Origin of the sequence: Flavivirga jejuensis, assembly GCF_030540765.1 — a bacterium.
GTDB classification, from domain to species: Bacteria; Bacteroidota; Bacteroidia; order Flavobacteriales; family Flavobacteriaceae; genus Flavivirga; species Flavivirga jejuensis.
On the sequence record NZ_JAUOEL010000001.1, the window covers coordinates 119241 to 136646 of the forward strand.

A 17406-nucleotide genomic window follows, 5' to 3' on the forward strand; every position below is an offset into this window, starting at 1 on the left:
TTACTCACAGTTTATATGTACCAGATCTTCTGTACTAATACATAATTGAATGCTTTTAATAATCAGATCTGTAGAGATTAATTCCCGATTGCTAAAATAGGCTTGAGGAAATAATTTAAAAAAGGCATCAAATTCTTTACCTATTAAGGGAGTACGCTCTGTCTTATAAGCAAAATCAGCACAGATAAGAGCAATAATCTTTAATCCCATTTTACAATGCTCTTTAACGGCGCTGGTTAAGTGTGATTCTTCGATTAACGAAGTTATTAAGGCTATATTAATATAACGAGGGAGTAAATAATCGTACGGTAATTCTTTGGTTTCTGTTTCTGTCATAAATAAAATTTTAAGGTTAGGAAAACTTAATTTTGAGGCTCCCGATTTTACATCGGGAACACTCAAAATTGTAAATGGAACTTACTAGTTCTGAATTTTCAAGTATTTCAGTATCTAGTAAGATCTGGATATTAATTCAAGCTGACTAAAACAAGATAAATACCCCATAAAACCTTTTGTGCGTGGAAACAAAAAAGGCGTGGAACTCAACTTAATGCACTAGAGGTACTGGTTACCGAGGAACAATAAGCGAGCCCACGCCCAAGGACGCGAGCATCTTACTTATCATCTCGTTCCTATAAAATTACCAGTTTTCTAGCACAAGATTCAAAGCAATTGCTTCAATATTTTAAAAGAAGAATTGCAAAAATATGTATTTCAGGAGCTAATATAGAAAAAAAAGCAATCATTCGCTAACACGAACAGTTAGTTTTTTATTATTCACTTGATTTGAGTGAATTGTATATACTAAATGAGTAAGCAAAAGGGTAAAAAAAGTAAAGATGAATTAAATAAAGCAAATACTTTAGTAAATAGATATTTGTGCAATTTCATTACTAATAAATTTTTGCAAACATTTCATGACCAAGATGGGAACGTGATTTCGCAAAATAAATACGCAAGTTCGTGTGGATTGTCTTCTTCTACTCTCAGTAAGCTAAAGAGTTCTAAAGGTTATGATATACCAATGGCTACTATCTATAATATCTGTAGATATGAAAGATATTCTTTGAGAGATCTTTTTGAAGAATTTGAAAAAAAATATGGTGTAGACATACCCCTATAGAGGTTAATTTGTAGATGCTTTAAACCTTCTAAACAACATACAAAACAAAAATTCCCGCTCTGGCATAGTATGTTCGCTACTGCTAACTTTTCTAGCTAATGGCGTTAAGAATAAGAAAAAAGAGAAGCCCGATATTTTTTTATAAAACTTGCGTAATTGATTTAAAATTAATTGTTCAAACTAGTTTTTGTAGTCTTGGCTAGACAACAATTTTTTATATAAAAATCTTAAATTGTACGATAATTCCTTATGTGTTTTAAATAAACACACTATTTTAGCCACTCACATAATGGGAATATAGCTACCATGGTAACTATATTCAATTGTTGTAGTACATTTGAGAAAAACTATGAACATAATTGAAAAAGAGGCAAAAAGATTTAATGATAGAATATTTTATAGAGGCAATTGTAGTATTTCCGAATTGAATTCTCGCTTGTCCGACAAAATATATGATTTTAATCGTGATAGTGACAAATTAGATTTTTTACGAATTGTTCGCGAGAATACCGTTAAGGAGAAAATTGACCACGCTAAAACTTGTACTGGATGTAACTTTGATGATAGAAGAGAAACTGGATTATTTGTAATTGACCAGCAAATTGACGAAATAAAAGAATATTACGAATACGAACCAAAATCTAAAGAATCATTTACTATAGAAGAAGAAACTTCACTACACGTAAAATTGAATGAAATTGCGGATAAGCTGACCGAATTAGGTTATGGACAAGAAATTATTTTTAATGAATTAGATGAATTAAAAGCTCATTTCAATTTAGGTAAGAAGAATTGGTTTCAGTTAGTAAAAGGTAAATTGGTTGACTTAACAGTAAATAAATTTTTGAAAGAAACCATAATTAAAGATATATATGATGGACTTTCAGACGGTTTTGAAACGACGACACAGTTTTTAGATAAAATGTGATTTTTATGAATACAAAATTTTCAATAGTTTATAAAGGCTCAAACTTTGACTTCGAATTAGACAAAGATGGACTTGTTTGGATAGTTCAAGATGATGAATTAAAATCCCCGCTCAGGCATAGTATGTCCGCTACCGCTAGCTTTTCTAGCTAGTGACGTTAAGAGTAAGAAAAAAGAGAATACCCGATACTTTTTTATAAAACTTGAGTGATTGCTTTAAAATTAATTGTTTAAACTAGTTCTTGTAGTCTTGACTAGGTTACAATAATTTTTATAAAAATCTTAAACTGTACGATAACTCCTTGTGTATTTTTAAATAAACACACTATTTTAGCCACTCACATAATGGGAATATAGTTACCATGGTAACTATATCTAATTGTTGTGCTTAATTATGACAAAAATGTTCTGGAAAGATATAATAAACGATTCTGACTTATGGACTGGTTTGAGGTTTAAAATCGGCAAAGGTATTTCTGGAAAATATCAAATTGAATCTGGAAACAATTGTCGTTTTAAATTAATTAGTGAAGAGAATCCCATACTTTGGGGAACTTTTGGTTCGGATTATTACGGAGTATGGATTTTGAACAATAAAACTGATTGGGATTTAAAAGAAATGCCAGTTAATCCCATTAGTTCTTCAATTATAGAAAAATCTAAAAATGCTGATTATTATAAATTTTGGTCTCGCTATTTCGTAGAAGATTTATGTAACAAGAATAAATCTATTTTATCTAGTGGAATCTGGACTATTACTATTGGTTCTTCATTTAAAAATAGATTGGATAACACCTCTGAATTCATTAACGATATCGAAAATACTTTTGATAAAGAAAATCCAAGATGGATAGAATGGGATATTGGCAGATGTGGAAGTATTGTCGCGCTAAAAGATGAACCGATTGAAAAAAATGGTAGAGTTAAATGGTTTAGGAAACTGGTACGTGAAGATTCCTGTCCACCAGTATTAGTTTGGTTTCTCAGCTGTATTGACGGATATATAATTCTTGACGGTCATTCTCGATTAAAAGCGTTCCAACTTGAATCTGTTCCTATCAAGTTTTTAGTATTGAACTCTATTGTTGAAGAAGAAATAAAAAGAGACCCAAAAGTTCAAGCAAATGTGTTGCTTGGTTTACAGAAAAGAGAAAATAACAAGAGAAAGCGGAAAATGGATATAGAAGAAGTTAATAAGCTTCTAATTTCTGTGTTTGATACTAGACCTTATTATCGTCCAATAACCAATGCAAAAGCAAAAAGCGGTTATGAATCAAAATGGACTTCAGAAGTACGAGAATTCGGAGTTAAACAAAAACTTAACTCTGAAGATATTGAAGATATGATTGAAAGAATAGAAAATTAACTAAGCACAATACCGTATAAAATTAATTGCTAGTGCAAGTATACTTACGAAAATCCCGCTCGGGCACAGTATGTTCGCTACCGCTAACTTTTCTAGCTAGTGGCGTTAAGAGTAAGAAAAAAGAGAATACCCGATACTTTTTTATAAAACTTGAGTGATTGCTTTAAAATTAATTGTTCAAACTAGTTCTTGTAGTCTTGGCTAGGTTACAATAATTTTTATAAAAATCTTAAACTGTACGATAACTCCTGGTGTGTTTTTAAATAAACACACTATTTTAGCCACTCACATAATGGGAATATAGTTACCATGGTAACTATATCTAATGGTTAGGCAACATATGAAAAAAACATTCGGAATATTATTTACAATTTGCCTTTTGTTGTTTAATTGTTCTAAATCGGCGGACAATTCTGACCGTAAAAATGACCTGTCAAATTATGATTTTAATGGAAAAATAAAATCTGTAAAATCTGAACTTTTCAATCTAATTATAGAGAAAGACACTTTTAAGATCGGAGAAAAAATAAATTCGCTTGCATTTGACCGGAATTCTCTTCTCGAATTTAATGAACTCGGAAACTTGGCTTCAATGAAAGAGTTTCTTTCCAATGGTAAAGTAATTAACGAAGAAATCTACACTTACGATAAAAATAACCTATTAATTAAAAGAAAGGAAATTGATAATTACGGTAAAGGTTCATTTTTAGACTTCGAATTTAATTATGACACTAAAGACAGTTTGACTCGCATTTTAATATCTAGCGATGGATTTAAAAGAGTTCTAAAAATTGAGAGAGATAGCAATAATCGTCCAATAAAAAGAGAAACAATTCAAAATGATACAGTCCAATTGACTTACATTGTAAAATATGACCAAAACGACAATTTGATTTCTGAAAGTCAATTTAGATATAAAAACGTACCAGTAAAATTAATCGAAAGAAGTTTTAATAATCGAAATCTGAAAGAAACAGAAAAGGTTATCGAGTATAGAACTTGGGACACAATCAGAATAGAAAACAAATACTTTTACGATAAGAACAATAAACTAAGCGTTGAGAAATTCAATATAGAAAACGATTCGACCTTTGACGAAACAAAAAATAAATATTACAAAAAGGGAGAACTAAAGGAGTCAATTACAGAAATTGGAGATAATGAATTCACTCTTATTGAAATAAATCTATACAATGAAAATGGGGATTTGTTTAAAAAAACGGTCAAAACAAGTGACGGAAAAACAAACGATGTTTGGATGTCTGATTTTAAATACGATTTAGAAAATAATTGGATTGAAAAAATTGAATTTAAAAACGATAAACCGTTAAGAATAGTAAAACGGACAATTGAATATTATAAATAAAATACGTTGCCTAACACCGGTGGCTGTTGCACAACTACTTTTTTTGACTAAATTAGGTTGTTTCTGAGAACTTTAAAAATGATAAATACTGATAATCAATAACTTAGTAATTGTTTGAAAATTAAAAACACATGATTTTCTAAAAATTTTGAGTTGTGCAACAGTCACACCGTATATAATTTATTGCTAGTTCAAGCCCAATGTCATTAAGTTAAGGAATTTTATCCTATTTCGTCACATTGAGCGCAGTCGAAATGCTTTTAAAAACTAAGGTTTATAAGGTCTTAGACTGCGCTCAGACTGACATTTTAGTCTTAACTTAATGACATTGAGTTCAAGCCTACTTACGAAAGTCCTCGCGGACTTTCTATCTGTGATTTATTTGCTACTTTAGTGCTTAAACACGTAACGAAATCATACACAAACACGTTAGTGTGCCACGAAGTGACACACATCCAGTAGGTGAAAATCCTACCAGAGCAATTCACTGTTCACTCTGAAGAAACATGGACAGTAAGTTTCGTGAGGTACTCGCTGAAGCTCCATGTTATCAAATAATCAAGCCGTAATGCGCAAGCGTGAACCCGTAGTAGCTTCGATATGTGTATCAGTAGATTTGGGGAGAGTTTTGACGGTCTCGAACCCTGCCATATTACAATAATTAACAGTAGATTAAATTGTAATAAACTACCGGAGTCATAGGGATGGCGTGATTATAGATGGATGTTTGTTAAACGTGGGAGGTCTCCAATAACAGCAATTGGCAATTGTAAATGATTGTATATAAGTATTACGAAGTTACAATTAGTTATTAGAGAAATCGGATGAGCTCATAGTACCTATAATGTTAGAGACAACAAAACTCTACCTAGGAAAGGAGCTCTACTTTAGAAAAGCTTATATGAAAAACAGAACGACGAGTATTGATGACCATCTATTAGCAAGTCCTTCACAATGTGAAGAAAGGATTCGTGTTTTTCAAAGGAAGCTATACATTAGAGCTAAGCAAGACAAAAGCTTCAAGGCGTTTAGTCTTTACGGAAAATTGTGTGAAGATATAACGTTAATAGAAGCTTACAGAAGAGTCAAAAGCAACTATTCCAAGGGGGTAGGCGTAGATGGGCAGAGTTTTGAAGATATCGAAAAGCAAGGCTTAAAACCCTTTTTAGAAGCTATTCAACAGGATTTAGTCCAAGGCATTTACAAGAGTAAAGCAGTCAAGCAAGTACTCATCCCTAAAGAAAAGAAAGGAGACTTTAGGAAACTAGGTATACCAACAATTCGAGATCGTGTTGTACAGATGGCTGTCAAGCTGTTAATCGAACCACTATGGGAATCAGAATTTTGTAAAACTTCTTACGGATTTCGCCCCAAAAGAGGCGCAAAACAAGCGATAAAACAAGTAAAACAAAACATTTATGATGGACACCAATTTGTCTATGATGCGGATTTATCAAAATACTTTGATACGATTCCTCACAATAAATTATTTGTCTTACTAAAGAAAAGGTTGGTAGATAAAGGAATCCTAAGTTTGATACATCAATGGCTTACAGCTCCAGTGCGGCTGCCCAATGGAAAGCTCTTAGCAAGTACAGCGGGAAGTCCGCAAGGTGGAGTTATATCACCATTACTATCAAATATTTATCTCCATGCGTTTGATGAAATTGTAAATGATCCAAAGGGAAAGTTTGCAAGAGCAAACATTCGTATGGTACGTTATGCAGATGATTTTCTGTTAATGGGTAAGTGGTATTTTAGTAAAGATATCCTTCATTACATTGACAGAATAATGGATAACATGGGATTAACCCTAAATAAAGAAAAGACCAAACTATTGCACAGTTGCAGAAGTAGTCTGTTCTTTTTAGGTTTTGAGTTCAGGAATATCAAATCCAAATTTGGATGGAATACAAAGAACTATACTAATGTACGTCCCAGTATGAAATCACGCTCCAAGTTGTTCACCCAGTTGCGAGAACTCTTGTCAAAGCGCAGACATTGGAGAATCGAATGGATAGTATGGAAAGTCAACGAGTTATTAATAGGTTGGCTTAATTATTTTTCGATAAGTAAAGTGACTCATATTTGGGAAACCATAAAAATAATCAAGAAGCATTTGGACTATAAATTATTTAAATGGATGAAAAGTAAAGGCAGAAAGGCACATCGGAAGCTACGCCAGCGACCCTATGCAAATTTAGTTCACTTTTATGGTTTACTAGACATAGAAAAGTATGCACGTCTTAAAACCCATGCGAAAGCTCAATGAAGAATTCTATCGGTAAGCCGTGTGAGGGAAAACTTCAAGCACGGTTTGATGAAGGGGGCGCTGGCAGTCTCGTAAATTTTACTAATTTAGTAAGAAATTTAACAGAGCTGTCAGGCTCTACTCTACGCTACAACCAAGGATTTGTGATGAATACCATAAATTGGTATATTTGTAAAAAACAATAATTATGGCAAAGAATACATCAATATTATTGGGGGACTATTTTAATGAATTTATAAGTGAACAAATAACCTCAGGACGATTTTCCTCTGCAAGCGAAGTTGTTAGAACTGCGTTAAGATTGTTTGAACAAGAAGAGAATAAGAAAAAAGAACTAGTAAGAGAATTAAAAAAAGGTGAAAACTCAGGATTTGTTGAGAACTTTAATAAGAAGGATTTTTTAAGTTCAATGCATAAAAAATATTCGAGTGGCGAAATATAAAATAAGTCGTGAAGCGGAAAAAGACCTTGAAAAAATATGGGCATATACTTTTGAAACTTGGTCTATTGAACAAGCAGATAGATATATAAATCAGATTTTTGAAGAAATTGAATATATCTCAGTAAAGCCAGAAGAAGGAAAAGACTTTGGATATGTTAGAAAAGGGTATTTAAGAACTAAAGTTAGACTTCATTATTTATTCTACAAAATAGACAAGAAAACTCAAATGGTGGAAATAATACGTATTCTTCATCAAAGAATGGATATTGAGAATAGATTAAAATAGGCAGTAGCTAACAATAGTGGCTGTTGCACAAGTCAAAAAATATTGCAAAACACTTGTTTCTTGCATTTAAACAAACATAACAGACTGGTTTTTAGCTATATTTTATTGATTATTATTGAAAAAACCATAGGTTTATTCAAAATCATGAGTTGTGCAACAGTCACACCGTATAAAATTAATTGCTAGTGCAAGTATACTTACGAAAATCCCGCTCGGGCACAGTATGTCCGCTACCGCTAGCTTTTCTAGCTAGTGGCGTTAAGAGTAAGAAAAAAGAGAATACCCGATACTTTTTTATAAAACTTGAGTGATTGCTTTAAAATTAATTGTTCAAATTAGTTCTTGTAGTCTTGGCTAGGTTACAATAATTTTTATAAAAATCTTAAACTGTACGATAACTCCTTGTGTGTTTTTAAATAAACACACTATTTTAGTCACTCACATAATGGGAATATAGTTACCATGGTAACTATATCTAATTGTTGTAAGACATTTCACAGAACCATCCTAACTTCAGTTTATTAAAAGTGTATTATAAAAAATACGGAATTTTATTTTTTGTTTGCTACATTTTATGTAGCTTTGCTATACAAAATGTAGCAAAAATTTAAATTATGTCATTACCTAAACCAGGAAAACCAGTAAGAGGCTCAAAATCAGGAAACCATTTAATGGCTTTATTCGACTTATTAGGTAGAAGTTGGTCAATGGGAATTATCTGGAGATTACAAGAAGGTTCTTGCACTTTCCGTGTCCTTCAAGATAGATGCGAATCTATATCACCTACAACATTAAATAAAAGACTAAAAGAACTAACTCAATCTTTTTTAATAGAAAGAACTGTTGATGGATATACACTTACTGATAAAGGAAGAGAAATTTTCTTATTACTCAAGCCTTTAGAGTCTTGGGCAAAAGATTGGGCAAAAAAATTTGAATCCAATGAATAAGGTACAGTTTTACAGCAATAAAGATTTCAATAGAGCGGTTGAATTACGAGAAATTGATACTAAACCATTAGAAATTTCTTTTATCCCAATTTTTAAAGACCATTTTTTTATCATTAATTCTATAAATATTAATAAAGTAGTAATGAATGTTCCATTAGAGTTGACTTCTCTATCTGAAAAAAAATATTTTTTAGGAATAATAAACAATAAAGAAGTTTGGTGCGTAGACTTATCTGAGATAGCATACTCTATTATATCTAATTTCTTAACTGATTCAAATTTATGGTGTTTACGCGATTGTTTTCATATGATTAATGAAAAAGAAGCATCGCTACTTGCATATGCTAAAGGCATAGTGAATTGGAATAGCACGCATCAATTTTGCAATAATTGTGGTTCAAAAACAATTACAGAAGAAAAAGGTCACAGAAGGAAGTGTTCAAATAATCTATGTAACTCACTTCATTTCCCAAGAATTAATCCTGCTGTAATTGTATTAATTGAATACAAACAAGAAAACTCACCTTCTTTATGTTTACTAAATATGCATCAAAAGGAATATGGTTATATGTGCTCTCTTTTCTCTGGTTTTTCAGAAATTGGAGAAAGTCTTGAAGACACTGTTATAAGAGAAATGAAAGAAGAAGTAAACGTAACCGTGAATAACATTAAATATATCGCTTCTCAACCGTGGACATTCCCATCCTCTATGATGTTAGGATTTTCAGCAGAAACAAAGAATAAAAAATTTAAAATAGACAATAAAGAAATAAAAGAAGCACAATGGTTTTCTGCGAACCAGATTACTGAAATGGTACAGGACAATAAGCTTGTAATTTCAAAAAAAGATTCTATCTCTAATTATTTGATAGAAAAATGGGTAAAAGAAAATAGTTAAACAATAAAAAACAAAATTATGAACAAAGTAAATTTGACAATCGTAGCAACAATAAATCCAAACGGAAAGGAAGAACTTTCTCATTATCTTGAAAAAGTAGGGATTCTTTATAAAAAAGTAGATGCAAAACCAGTTAATAAATTTAAAATTACAAAACCTTTAATTGGAGATTACAAACCAAGTTTAGTTTCAATTATGGAATTTCCAAATATAGAATCATTGAATAATGTATTTAAGAGTAACGATTATAAACAATTAATTCCTTATCGTGAAAAGGCTTTTTCAAAATTAGAAGCATATATTAGTGAATAAAAAAAACCTGTTGGTCCTCGTTTACGCTAGCGCTCGACCAATGTTATTAAGTTAAGACTAAAATGTCAGTCTGAGATCTGTGTTAAAAATTTTAACTAGCGGATGAAATGACGTAATTGGGGTGTCATTCAGGAGGCACGACTGAAGAATCTTTAGAGATTAATTATAAAGATTCTTCGCTGTGCTCTGAATGGACAAACGATTGAAAATTAATCATTTATGAAATCCGTCTATGGTAGCACTTAGGCTGCGCTCAGTACAGACTTCGTCGAAGACCTTATAAACCTTAGTTTTTAATAGCATTTCGACTACGTTCAATGTGACAAAACAGAAGAATTTCCTTAACTTAATGACATTGAGCGCTCGACTGTGTCGGGTGCCGAGAATGAGTAAGAAATAAGAGAGGCATTTAAACTAAATAATAAAGACCAAAGGTTATCTTTCCAAGCAAAAACTCTAGTTAATCTGAATAAAAAATATTTTTGAGATCCCAGTGTTCTTTTCGTTTTTTTAACATCCCAATAACCTCATATTACACCACATTTTCAAAAGACTTCAGCACTTATTATTGGTTTTTTTTGTGTATAATTCTATCTTTATCTAAGAATCGCATAGAAAAGAATATATAAGTACTATGTTACGCTTAGCCAATTGTTGTAGGTAATTTAAGAACAGAACTATGAAACAAAAATTATTATTGACATTTTTATTGATTTTTACAATCAAATCATTTTCACAAGATTCAAGATTTAGTATTGAAGCAAATTTCCCAATTCCAATAGGAGATAATTTTCTTGGAGAAAATTATAAGGGAACTGTTGATTTTGGTGCTAAATATAGATTTCTTCAAAATGATATCTTGAATTTAGGGATTTCAATAAATTTTGGTTTCGTCCAAAATACAAAATCTGGGGCGACTGACTTAAATCAACTTTTTGATGTTAAAATTTTTCCAATTCAGCCTCGGATATTTGCCGAATTTAATATTCCGAATTTAGAAAGTTTACATCCTCAAATTGGATTAGGATATTCAATCTTAATTTACAACGCAAAAGCTGATGGAATTAATACTTCGAATTTACCTGCGGATGTTGATGACAATGAAAGCGGGTTTAACTTTAATGTAGGCTTGTCTTACGATTTGAGCAACAAATTCTTTTTACAAGTTCAATATGACTTCATGAAAATTGGAGTTGAGAATGGTGTTCCAGACATAAGTTACAATACGAATATTAATATCATAAAATTTGGAATTGGATATCGAATATAAAAAAACTACCTCCAACAAAGGTGTCTAGACTACAATTTTTTATATAAGAATCTTAAACTGTACGATAACTCCTTGTGTGTTTTTAAATAAACACGCTATTTTAGCCACTCACATAATGGAAATATGGTTCCCATGGTAACTATATCTAATTGTTGTGTGTAATGAAAATAATAAAGATGCTTTTTAAGCATTTGAAATCAAAAAATCATTTGAGTAAATTATGATAAATTTAGAGGATGTGTTACCACCAGATGAACTAAAATCGTTTAATTATAATGTTTTTAGGGGGTCATTTGAACAAGTGAAAGAAGTAATTGAAACTCAAAATATTGATGTCAATAGTGTCTTTGACAAAGAAGGTAACGAGACTATTCTAGCCAACTGTTTAAGTGGCTTTGAACATGGTGAGGACAATATGCAATTGACTAAATACCTGCTTGACAATGGCGCAAATCCCAACATTCAGGATAAATATGGAAATTCAGCCTTTCACTATGCCATTTACTCTAAAAATCTAGAATTGATTGAACTCATGATGAATTATAATATTGAGGTCAATCAAAAAGCAGAAGGAGGCTATACAACATTTTTTGCTTTTTTAAAATATACGTATGCCGAATTAGCTTTTAAAGGAATCCCACTTAAGAAAAGGTGTCTCGTCATATTGGAAAAAATGTTGGCGTTGGGAGCTGATATTGATATAAAATCTTCTTACGGATCAAATGCACGAACTTTTTATTCTCCTGAATTAGCAAGTGTTTTGGCATTGTATGAAAAATTTGAAGAGTTATCCATTCCCAAACAAAAAGCTTCAAACCTACGCCCACCTTCTAATTTAAAATACCCTAAAGTTTGCAAAGAAATTTGGAAGAAATATGTTCCAAGTAATGGTAAATCAGATACTGTTGTTGGTGAACTACTGAGAGCCATTGAAAAATTAAGAGACGAAGCACAAAGAAATGGTAATGGCAATTATCACAATATGCACAAATCTTTGGCTCTCTATATAAGGGATACATTAATTTCTTATAAAATGTTTGATGAAAAAGAAATCAAAAAAGATATCAAGCCACTAACCTATAAAACACAGCCCTATTTAGATGATGATATTTACGATCGCTTCTGTGATCGAATAGCTGAGGTTTATATCAAATTCCCAGATCCTATTTATAGAAATAAAAACTAATCTCATGGCAAAAAAAACACTTCCACAAAAATTACATGACGAATTCCGAAAACTTAATCTTGATGGCGATATTAAAGGGATTGATAAACTGCTGAAAGAAAACAAAGTAGACCTAAATGCTACGCTATACAGAATAAAAAAAAACGAAGAAGAAAAAGGTGGTTTCTACCTCTTCCTAGAAATTCTAGAAGGCGAAAAAATTATGGAAAAGATTGATTATTTTGTCAAAAATGGAGCAAATTTAGATGTAAAATATGATGGTGTAAATGCTTTACACAAACTATACGAAACCGATAATCATTTACCAGTTATGGAAAAACTATTAGGTCTTGGAATAAGAACCGATGAATTTAACAGGTTTGGTCAGACTCTCTTAACTAGTTTTGTAAGACGCTATACAAATATTTATATCCATAATTATGATGCTCAAGATTCCCAAAATTGGTATGGCAATAAACCAGAAGAAGCTTATCTTTTAAGCTTAAAATTCATAAAGCTTTTGCTTAAACACGGAGCTGATCCCAAAATAAAGGATGCTAATGATACTTCAGCTGAAGATTGGTTATTACACCGTAAAGAAACTGGAGAATGGAATCATCATCATGAAGCTTTGAGTAAAATACTTTTGAATTGAGCAGTAGTAAAAAAGAATGAGTTAATTTTTATAAATACCAACTGCGAAAGAATAATTTTAGATATAATAATATTTCCAATCAATAACGAATACATATAACACCTTGTAAAAAGCATTAAAACGACTTTTTACATTAAACGTCAGACTGCGCAAAAAACCGCTCTGCTGATCCTCGTGTAGGCTAGTGCTCGACTGTGTCGGGTGCCGAGAATGAGTAAGAAATAAGAGAGACCTTTAAATTAAATAAGAAAGACAAAGGCCACCTTTCCCATGGAATTGAGCAAATAATCTTTCTTGCCTTGCATAAATAAAGATTAGCATTTTATCAATATATTAGTCTTGCGCAACAGGTACAAGCTATAGAAAAGATAGGGCGAGATTTAGACTCAATTTAAAGGTTTTGGTTTAGTATCAATCCGAAACGTATCGCTTATCACCAGACCTACGTTTTTTATACGTGATGTTATCAGCAATACTCACATAGAACAAACTTCACATTGTCCTATTAAGAGAATGTCTGTAGAATCTACTTTATGGTTTTTTATAGAAGGAATTTTAATTTCTAAAGGCAAACACTCAACTTTATCGCATTTTGTACATTGAAAATGTGGATGTTTGTCCGAATGATGATTAGCAGAACACCCTTCACATTTAGCATACCACTTTAAACCATCTTTTCCATTAAAAGAATGGATAGTACCATCTTGTTCAAGTCTATCTAAAATACGATACACCGTAGTTTTATTCATCTTATCCTTTACAAGTTCAATTAGATGTACTACCGATTTGGCTTCGTTTTTTTCTTCAAAAATTTGAAGTACAGTAGATAGAGCTTTTGTTTTTCTAACAATTCCCATAATTACAAATTTAATGCAATTGAGTTGCAGGTACAAATTTATTTTCTAATTTTGCAACTCAATTGCATTAACAAAGATAGTTTTATGATACAATTACAAAACGTTAGCAAATCATTTAAAGGTAATCTTGCCATTCAAAACCTAAATTTAGAGGTTCAGAAAGGAGAAATTTTAGGACTTTTGGGTGCTAATGGTGCAGGAAAATCTACCACTATAAATATGTTGTTAGGTTTTCTTAATCCAGACTCGGGAGCAGTACATATTAATGATATAGATACGAGTCATAATTCAGAAGAGACTAGAAAGCTTATTGGTTATATTCCTGAAAATGTTAATCTATATCCTTATTTGTCAGGTTTAGAAAATTTAGATTATTTCTGCAAGTTAGCGGGATTAAAATATTCTAAAGATGAACTAGAAAACTATCTGGAAATTTGCGGATTGGAAAATAAAGTACATGTAAAAAAGGTGAGTGGTTATTCTAAAGGAATGCGACAGAAAGTAGGCATTGCTATTGCTTATGCAAAAAAAGCAAAAGTCTATTTATTGGATGAGCCTGCGAGTGGTTTAGACCCTTTGGCCAGTAATGAACTTTCTATTCTTTTAAAAAAATTAGCTTCCGAAGGTGCTACTATTTTGATGGCTTCCCACGATATTTTTCGTGTTCGAGAGGTTTGTAATCGTATCGGTATTTTAAAAAATGGAATTTTAGTAAAAGAATTGTATAGCAAAGATGTAAGTGCTAATGAGTTAGAAGCTCTATATCTGCAATTTATGCAAAATTAAAACGAATATTATGTTGCAAATCATCAAAAACGAATGGCGCTTTTTAATTCGCAGTCGTATATTTTTAGGCATAAGTATTGCTTTCATTTCAATCTTATTACTCTCTGTTTTTTTAGGAAATTATCAAACACGAAAGCAAGAGCAAACACACAAAAGTGCTAAAGATCACGTACGGCAGCAATGGGTAAGTATTGATGAAATGAATCCGCATAGTGCTGCACATTACGGAACCTATGTATTTAAACCTGCTAACTTATTAAATAGTCTCGATGAAGGAGTTAATAGCGTTACAGGAAATGTGCTTCGGGTAGAAGGACATGTTCAGAATGAAATTATGCATTCCGAAGCATCTCAAATGCAAGCTATTTCTAGATTTGGAAAACTAAAGCCTTCACTTTTATTACAATATATTGTTCCATTACTATTGATTTTTTTAGCGTTTAACTCTGTTAGTAACGAAAAACAAAGTGGAAGACTCAAATTACTCGTATTACAAGGCGCAAAACCTTTACAAATTATTTTGTCTAAAACATTATCTGTTTGGCTTTATGGTATGATGCTACTAATCTTTGTCCTTTTAGTCTATAGTATTTTGAATTTTCAAAGTTTAACTATAGATATTTTAACCAGGACAGGATTGTTCTTTTTGTCCTACACTTTATACTACTTTATTATTAGCGCTATTACGGTTTACTTTTCTGCACGTTGGCAAAATGCGACGCTTGCGTTAACATCAATGTTAGGCATTTGGATAATTTGGACGATATTTTTACCGAATATTTTAATGAGTTCTGCCGAAAAATGGCACCCGCTTCCTAGTCGAAATCAATTTCAATCAGCTATGAAAGAAGACCGTTCAAAAGGACTTGACGGACATAATCCTTCTGATAAACGAGCTATAGCACTTAAAGAAAAAGTTTTAAAAGAATATGGTGTGGATAGCTTGTCTCAATTACCTATAAATTTTGACGGTATGCGGATGCAGGCCGATGAAGAATATGGAAATAGCGTTTGGGATAAGCATTTTGGTAATAATCGTAAGATACTTCGTAAACAAAAACAAAGCTTTCAATTAGGAGGTATTGTAAACCCCTTTATTTCCTTACAAAATTCAAGTATGGGTTTTATGGCGAGTGATAATTTACACCATCAGGAATTTTTGTTACAAGTGGAAAATTACAGAAGGGTTTTTATTAAAACGCTAAACGACAAGCAAACTTTTGGTGGTTCTAAAACCGGTAATTGGAGGTGGAAAGCAGATAATACATTTTTTAAATCTGTTCCAGACTTCGTTTATAAACCAACTCAAGTTTCTATTATCTTATCAAATTATTTGTTGGATTTAGCTTTGCTTATTATATGGTCAATTATTATTACTGTTGTCATCTATTTCGGAACTAAAAAAATACAAATCGTATGAGAGGTTTATCCATATTTATTTACGAGTGGAAACATTTCGTTAGTAGTCCCTTTAAAATTATAGCACTATTACTCTTTTTAGTAGCCAGTATTTATGGTTTGCACAATGGTGCAGATTTGTATATGCAACAAAGCAATGAGATTGAAAGGCTCAATCAAAAAGCAAAAGAAGAAAAAGAAACAATACTATCCTATTTCGACAAAAGCGAAAAAGGGCCTAAAAACAGACCTTGGGTAGATATTACAACACCTTTCTGGTCTATTTGGTATGCACCCACTTATCATTTCAAAAAACCTTCGCCAACGATTGTTTACAATATAGGTCAGACAGAACAATATGGTTTTTATAAAAAAATTGGGTTGTATTCAAGCCCGTATGATGCAGATATGGCAAAGGAAATCGCTAACCCAGAACGCATACAGTCTGGTACTTTAGATTTTTCATTTGTTGTGTTATTTCTTCTACCTCTATTACTTTTAGTGTTACTTTATAATATAAAAGGTTCAGAAGCAGAGCAAGGCTTTTTACCACTCATTTATGTACAAACGGGTTCAAAAAACTGGTGGATACTATCAAGAACTCTATTTTATACGATACTACTTTTATTTTCATTGCTTGGGATAATGCTTTATGGTGCTACTCTTACTAAGGTTTTTGAGGCAGATAATGCCTTTTGGACTATTTTTTTATATCTAACTATATATCTTGTGTTTTGGGTCGTTCTTTATTTTTTAATTCTGAAATATGGGAAAAATATCATTTCAAACACTTTACAAATGATAGGTATTTGGTTGCTTTTTGCGTTTGTTATTCCTGCCGTTGTACACCAATGGATAAGTATTGAAAAACCAGCTAATTTAATGATTGACCTAATCGATATCAAAAGAGATAAGACAGATGAAATCTACGAGCAATCAAACACCGATACAGATAATCAAATTTTCAATTTATATCCAAGTATAAAGCAAACCAAAACTGCACAAGATACAATAGCTATAAAGGAGGCGAGAAATGATTCAAGAATAGCATTAATTAATGTCGCTATGAAAAATGCGATTTCTAAGCTAGAAGAAAATAATATAGCTAAAAACGAACTTATTTCAAAAACCTATTGGTTTAACCCTTTGACTTACTTTCAAAATAAATTAAATCATTCATCAAAAACTCATTATGACGATTATCAAACTTATAGAGACGATATTCAAAATTTGGTTGATAAGCGCATTGAAATAATGGTTTTGGACATTTGGAATAATGTTAAAGTCGATAAAACAAAATATTTAGAATACAATAAAATACTTAACAAGTAAC

The 17406-nt window shown here is 31.6% G+C and carries 18 protein-coding genes; 16 read left to right on the forward strand and 2 right to left on the reverse strand.

The window, feature by feature from the left end:
- Positions 1–336: a hypothetical protein gene (locus tag Q4Q40_RS00560; RefSeq protein ID WP_303299722.1), complete on the reverse strand. Its 336-nt coding sequence runs from the start codon at positions 334–336 to the stop codon at positions 1–3.
- 472 nt (positions 337–808) lie between these two features.
- Here Q4Q40_RS00560 and Q4Q40_RS00565 point away from each other — a divergent pair, with 472 nt between their 5' ends.
- The 13 genes from Q4Q40_RS00565 to Q4Q40_RS00625 all read left to right on the forward strand — a co-directional run bounded on the left by Q4Q40_RS00565 (position 809) and on the right by Q4Q40_RS00625 (position 13032).
- Entirely contained in the window at positions 809–1123 is a 315-nt protein-coding gene (locus Q4Q40_RS00565) for a hypothetical protein (protein WP_303299723.1), read from the forward strand.
- A gap of 349 nt (positions 1124–1472) precedes the next feature.
- Positions 1473–2051, forward strand: a complete 579-nt coding sequence (locus Q4Q40_RS00570) for a hypothetical protein (protein WP_303299724.1) — start codon at positions 1473–1475, stop codon at positions 2049–2051.
- Between the two features lie 402 nt (positions 2052–2453).
- On the forward strand, positions 2454–3416 hold the full coding sequence (locus Q4Q40_RS00575) for a hypothetical protein (RefSeq protein ID WP_303299725.1): 963 nt from the start codon (positions 2454–2456) through the stop codon (positions 3414–3416).
- A 340-nt stretch (positions 3417–3756) separates the two neighbouring features.
- Positions 3757–4782 carry a hypothetical protein gene (locus Q4Q40_RS00580; RefSeq protein ID WP_303299726.1) on the forward strand — a complete coding sequence of 342 codons (1026 nt, stop codon included), beginning with the start codon at positions 3757–3759 and terminating at the stop codon, positions 4780–4782.
- A gap of 901 nt (positions 4783–5683) precedes the next feature.
- A complete protein-coding gene (ltrA, locus tag Q4Q40_RS00585) occupies positions 5684–7054 on the forward strand; it encodes a group II intron reverse transcriptase/maturase (RefSeq protein WP_303299727.1) in 1371 nt (456 codons plus the stop codon).
- Positions 7055–7241: 187 nt separating this feature from the next.
- Positions 7242–7496, forward strand: coding sequence for a type II toxin-antitoxin system ParD family antitoxin (locus tag Q4Q40_RS00590; RefSeq protein WP_303299728.1), 255 nt, complete (start codon positions 7242–7244; stop codon positions 7494–7496).
- Positions 7483–7782, forward strand: coding sequence for a type II toxin-antitoxin system RelE/ParE family toxin (locus tag Q4Q40_RS00595; RefSeq protein WP_303299729.1), 300 nt, complete (start codon positions 7483–7485; stop codon positions 7780–7782). The genes Q4Q40_RS00590 and Q4Q40_RS00595 overlap by 14 nt, the downstream gene beginning before the upstream one ends.
- Before the next feature lie 614 nt (positions 7783–8396).
- Positions 8397–8732 (forward strand): winged helix-turn-helix transcriptional regulator, encoded by a 336-nt coding sequence (locus Q4Q40_RS00600; protein ID WP_303299730.1) that lies wholly within the window; start codon positions 8397–8399, stop codon positions 8730–8732.
- On the forward strand, positions 8725–9630 hold the full coding sequence (nudC, locus tag Q4Q40_RS00605; protein WP_303299731.1) for an NAD(+) diphosphatase: 906 nt from the start codon (positions 8725–8727) through the stop codon (positions 9628–9630). The genes Q4Q40_RS00600 and nudC overlap by 8 nt, the downstream gene beginning before the upstream one ends.
- 18 nt (positions 9631–9648) lie before the next feature.
- Complete coding sequence (locus Q4Q40_RS00610) at positions 9649–9942, forward strand: DUF1330 domain-containing protein (RefSeq protein WP_303299732.1); 294 nt, start codon at positions 9649–9651, stop codon at positions 9940–9942.
- A gap of 679 nt (positions 9943–10621) precedes the next feature.
- On the forward strand, positions 10622–11212 hold the full coding sequence (locus Q4Q40_RS00615) for an outer membrane beta-barrel protein (protein ID WP_303299733.1): 591 nt from the start codon (positions 10622–10624) through the stop codon (positions 11210–11212).
- A gap of 220 nt (positions 11213–11432) precedes the next feature.
- Positions 11433–12398 carry an ankyrin repeat domain-containing protein gene (locus Q4Q40_RS00620; RefSeq protein ID WP_303299734.1) on the forward strand — a complete coding sequence of 322 codons (966 nt, stop codon included), beginning with the start codon at positions 11433–11435 and terminating at the stop codon, positions 12396–12398.
- A 4-nt stretch (positions 12399–12402) separates the two neighbouring features.
- Positions 12403–13032 carry an ankyrin repeat domain-containing protein gene (locus tag Q4Q40_RS00625; protein ID WP_303299735.1) on the forward strand — a complete coding sequence of 210 codons (630 nt, stop codon included), beginning with the start codon at positions 12403–12405 and terminating at the stop codon, positions 13030–13032.
- Positions 13033–13508: 476 nt separating this feature from the next.
- Here the strand turns inward: Q4Q40_RS00625 and Q4Q40_RS00630 are convergent, their stop codons facing one another.
- Entirely contained in the window at positions 13509–13889 is a 381-nt protein-coding gene (locus tag Q4Q40_RS00630) for a Fur family transcriptional regulator (RefSeq protein WP_303299736.1), read from the reverse strand.
- Between the two features lie 84 nt (positions 13890–13973).
- Between Q4Q40_RS00630 and Q4Q40_RS00635 the strand changes: the two genes are divergently transcribed.
- The 3 genes from Q4Q40_RS00635 to Q4Q40_RS00645 are packed head-to-tail and all read left to right on the forward strand — an operon-like array spanning position 13974 to position 17405.
- A complete protein-coding gene (locus Q4Q40_RS00635; protein WP_303299737.1) occupies positions 13974–14675 on the forward strand; it encodes an ABC transporter ATP-binding protein in 702 nt (233 codons plus the stop codon).
- 10 nt (positions 14676–14685) lie between these two features.
- On the forward strand, positions 14686–16095 hold the full coding sequence (locus Q4Q40_RS00640; protein ID WP_303299738.1) for an ABC transporter permease: 1410 nt from the start codon (positions 14686–14688) through the stop codon (positions 16093–16095).
- Complete coding sequence (locus Q4Q40_RS00645) at positions 16092–17405, forward strand: hypothetical protein (RefSeq protein WP_303299739.1); 1314 nt, start codon at positions 16092–16094, stop codon at positions 17403–17405. Before Q4Q40_RS00640 ends, Q4Q40_RS00645 begins: the two co-directional genes overlap by 4 nt.
- Position 17406 lies beyond the last annotated feature (1 nt).

Excerpts from the sequence above, each read along its gene's own strand:
- Q4Q40_RS00560 (WP_303299722.1), bottom strand. The coding sequence starts at position 336 with ATGACAGAAACAGAAACCAAAGAATTACCGTACGATTATTTACTCCCT.
- Q4Q40_RS00565 (WP_303299723.1), top strand. The coding sequence starts at position 809 with ATGAGTAAGCAAAAGGGTAAAAAAAGTAAAGATGAATTAAATAAAGCA.
- Q4Q40_RS00570 (WP_303299724.1), top strand. The coding sequence starts at position 1,473 with ATGAACATAATTGAAAAAGAGGCAAAAAGATTTAATGATAGAATATTT.
- Q4Q40_RS00575 (WP_303299725.1), top strand. The coding sequence starts at position 2,454 with ATGTTCTGGAAAGATATAATAAACGATTCTGACTTATGGACTGGTTTG.
- Q4Q40_RS00580 (WP_303299726.1), top strand. The coding sequence starts at position 3,757 with ATGAAAAAAACATTCGGAATATTATTTACAATTTGCCTTTTGTTGTTT.
- ltrA (WP_303299727.1), top strand. The coding sequence starts at position 5,684 with ATGAAAAACAGAACGACGAGTATTGATGACCATCTATTAGCAAGTCCT.
- Q4Q40_RS00590 (WP_303299728.1), top strand. The coding sequence starts at position 7,242 with ATGGCAAAGAATACATCAATATTATTGGGGGACTATTTTAATGAATTT.
- Q4Q40_RS00600 (WP_303299730.1), top strand. The coding sequence starts at position 8,397 with ATGTCATTACCTAAACCAGGAAAACCAGTAAGAGGCTCAAAATCAGGA.
- nudC (WP_303299731.1), top strand. The coding sequence starts at position 8,725 with ATGAATAAGGTACAGTTTTACAGCAATAAAGATTTCAATAGAGCGGTT.
- Q4Q40_RS00610 (WP_303299732.1), top strand. The coding sequence starts at position 9,649 with ATGAACAAAGTAAATTTGACAATCGTAGCAACAATAAATCCAAACGGA.
- Q4Q40_RS00615 (WP_303299733.1), top strand. The coding sequence starts at position 10,622 with ATGAAACAAAAATTATTATTGACATTTTTATTGATTTTTACAATCAAA.
- Q4Q40_RS00620 (WP_303299734.1), top strand. The coding sequence starts at position 11,433 with ATGATAAATTTAGAGGATGTGTTACCACCAGATGAACTAAAATCGTTT.
- Q4Q40_RS00625 (WP_303299735.1), top strand. The coding sequence starts at position 12,403 with ATGGCAAAAAAAACACTTCCACAAAAATTACATGACGAATTCCGAAAA.
- Q4Q40_RS00630 (WP_303299736.1), bottom strand. The coding sequence starts at position 13,889 with ATGGGAATTGTTAGAAAAACAAAAGCTCTATCTACTGTACTTCAAATT.
- Q4Q40_RS00635 (WP_303299737.1), top strand. The coding sequence starts at position 13,974 with ATGATACAATTACAAAACGTTAGCAAATCATTTAAAGGTAATCTTGCC.
- Q4Q40_RS00640 (WP_303299738.1), top strand. The coding sequence starts at position 14,686 with ATGTTGCAAATCATCAAAAACGAATGGCGCTTTTTAATTCGCAGTCGT.
- Q4Q40_RS00645 (WP_303299739.1), top strand. The coding sequence starts at position 16,092 with ATGAGAGGTTTATCCATATTTATTTACGAGTGGAAACATTTCGTTAGT.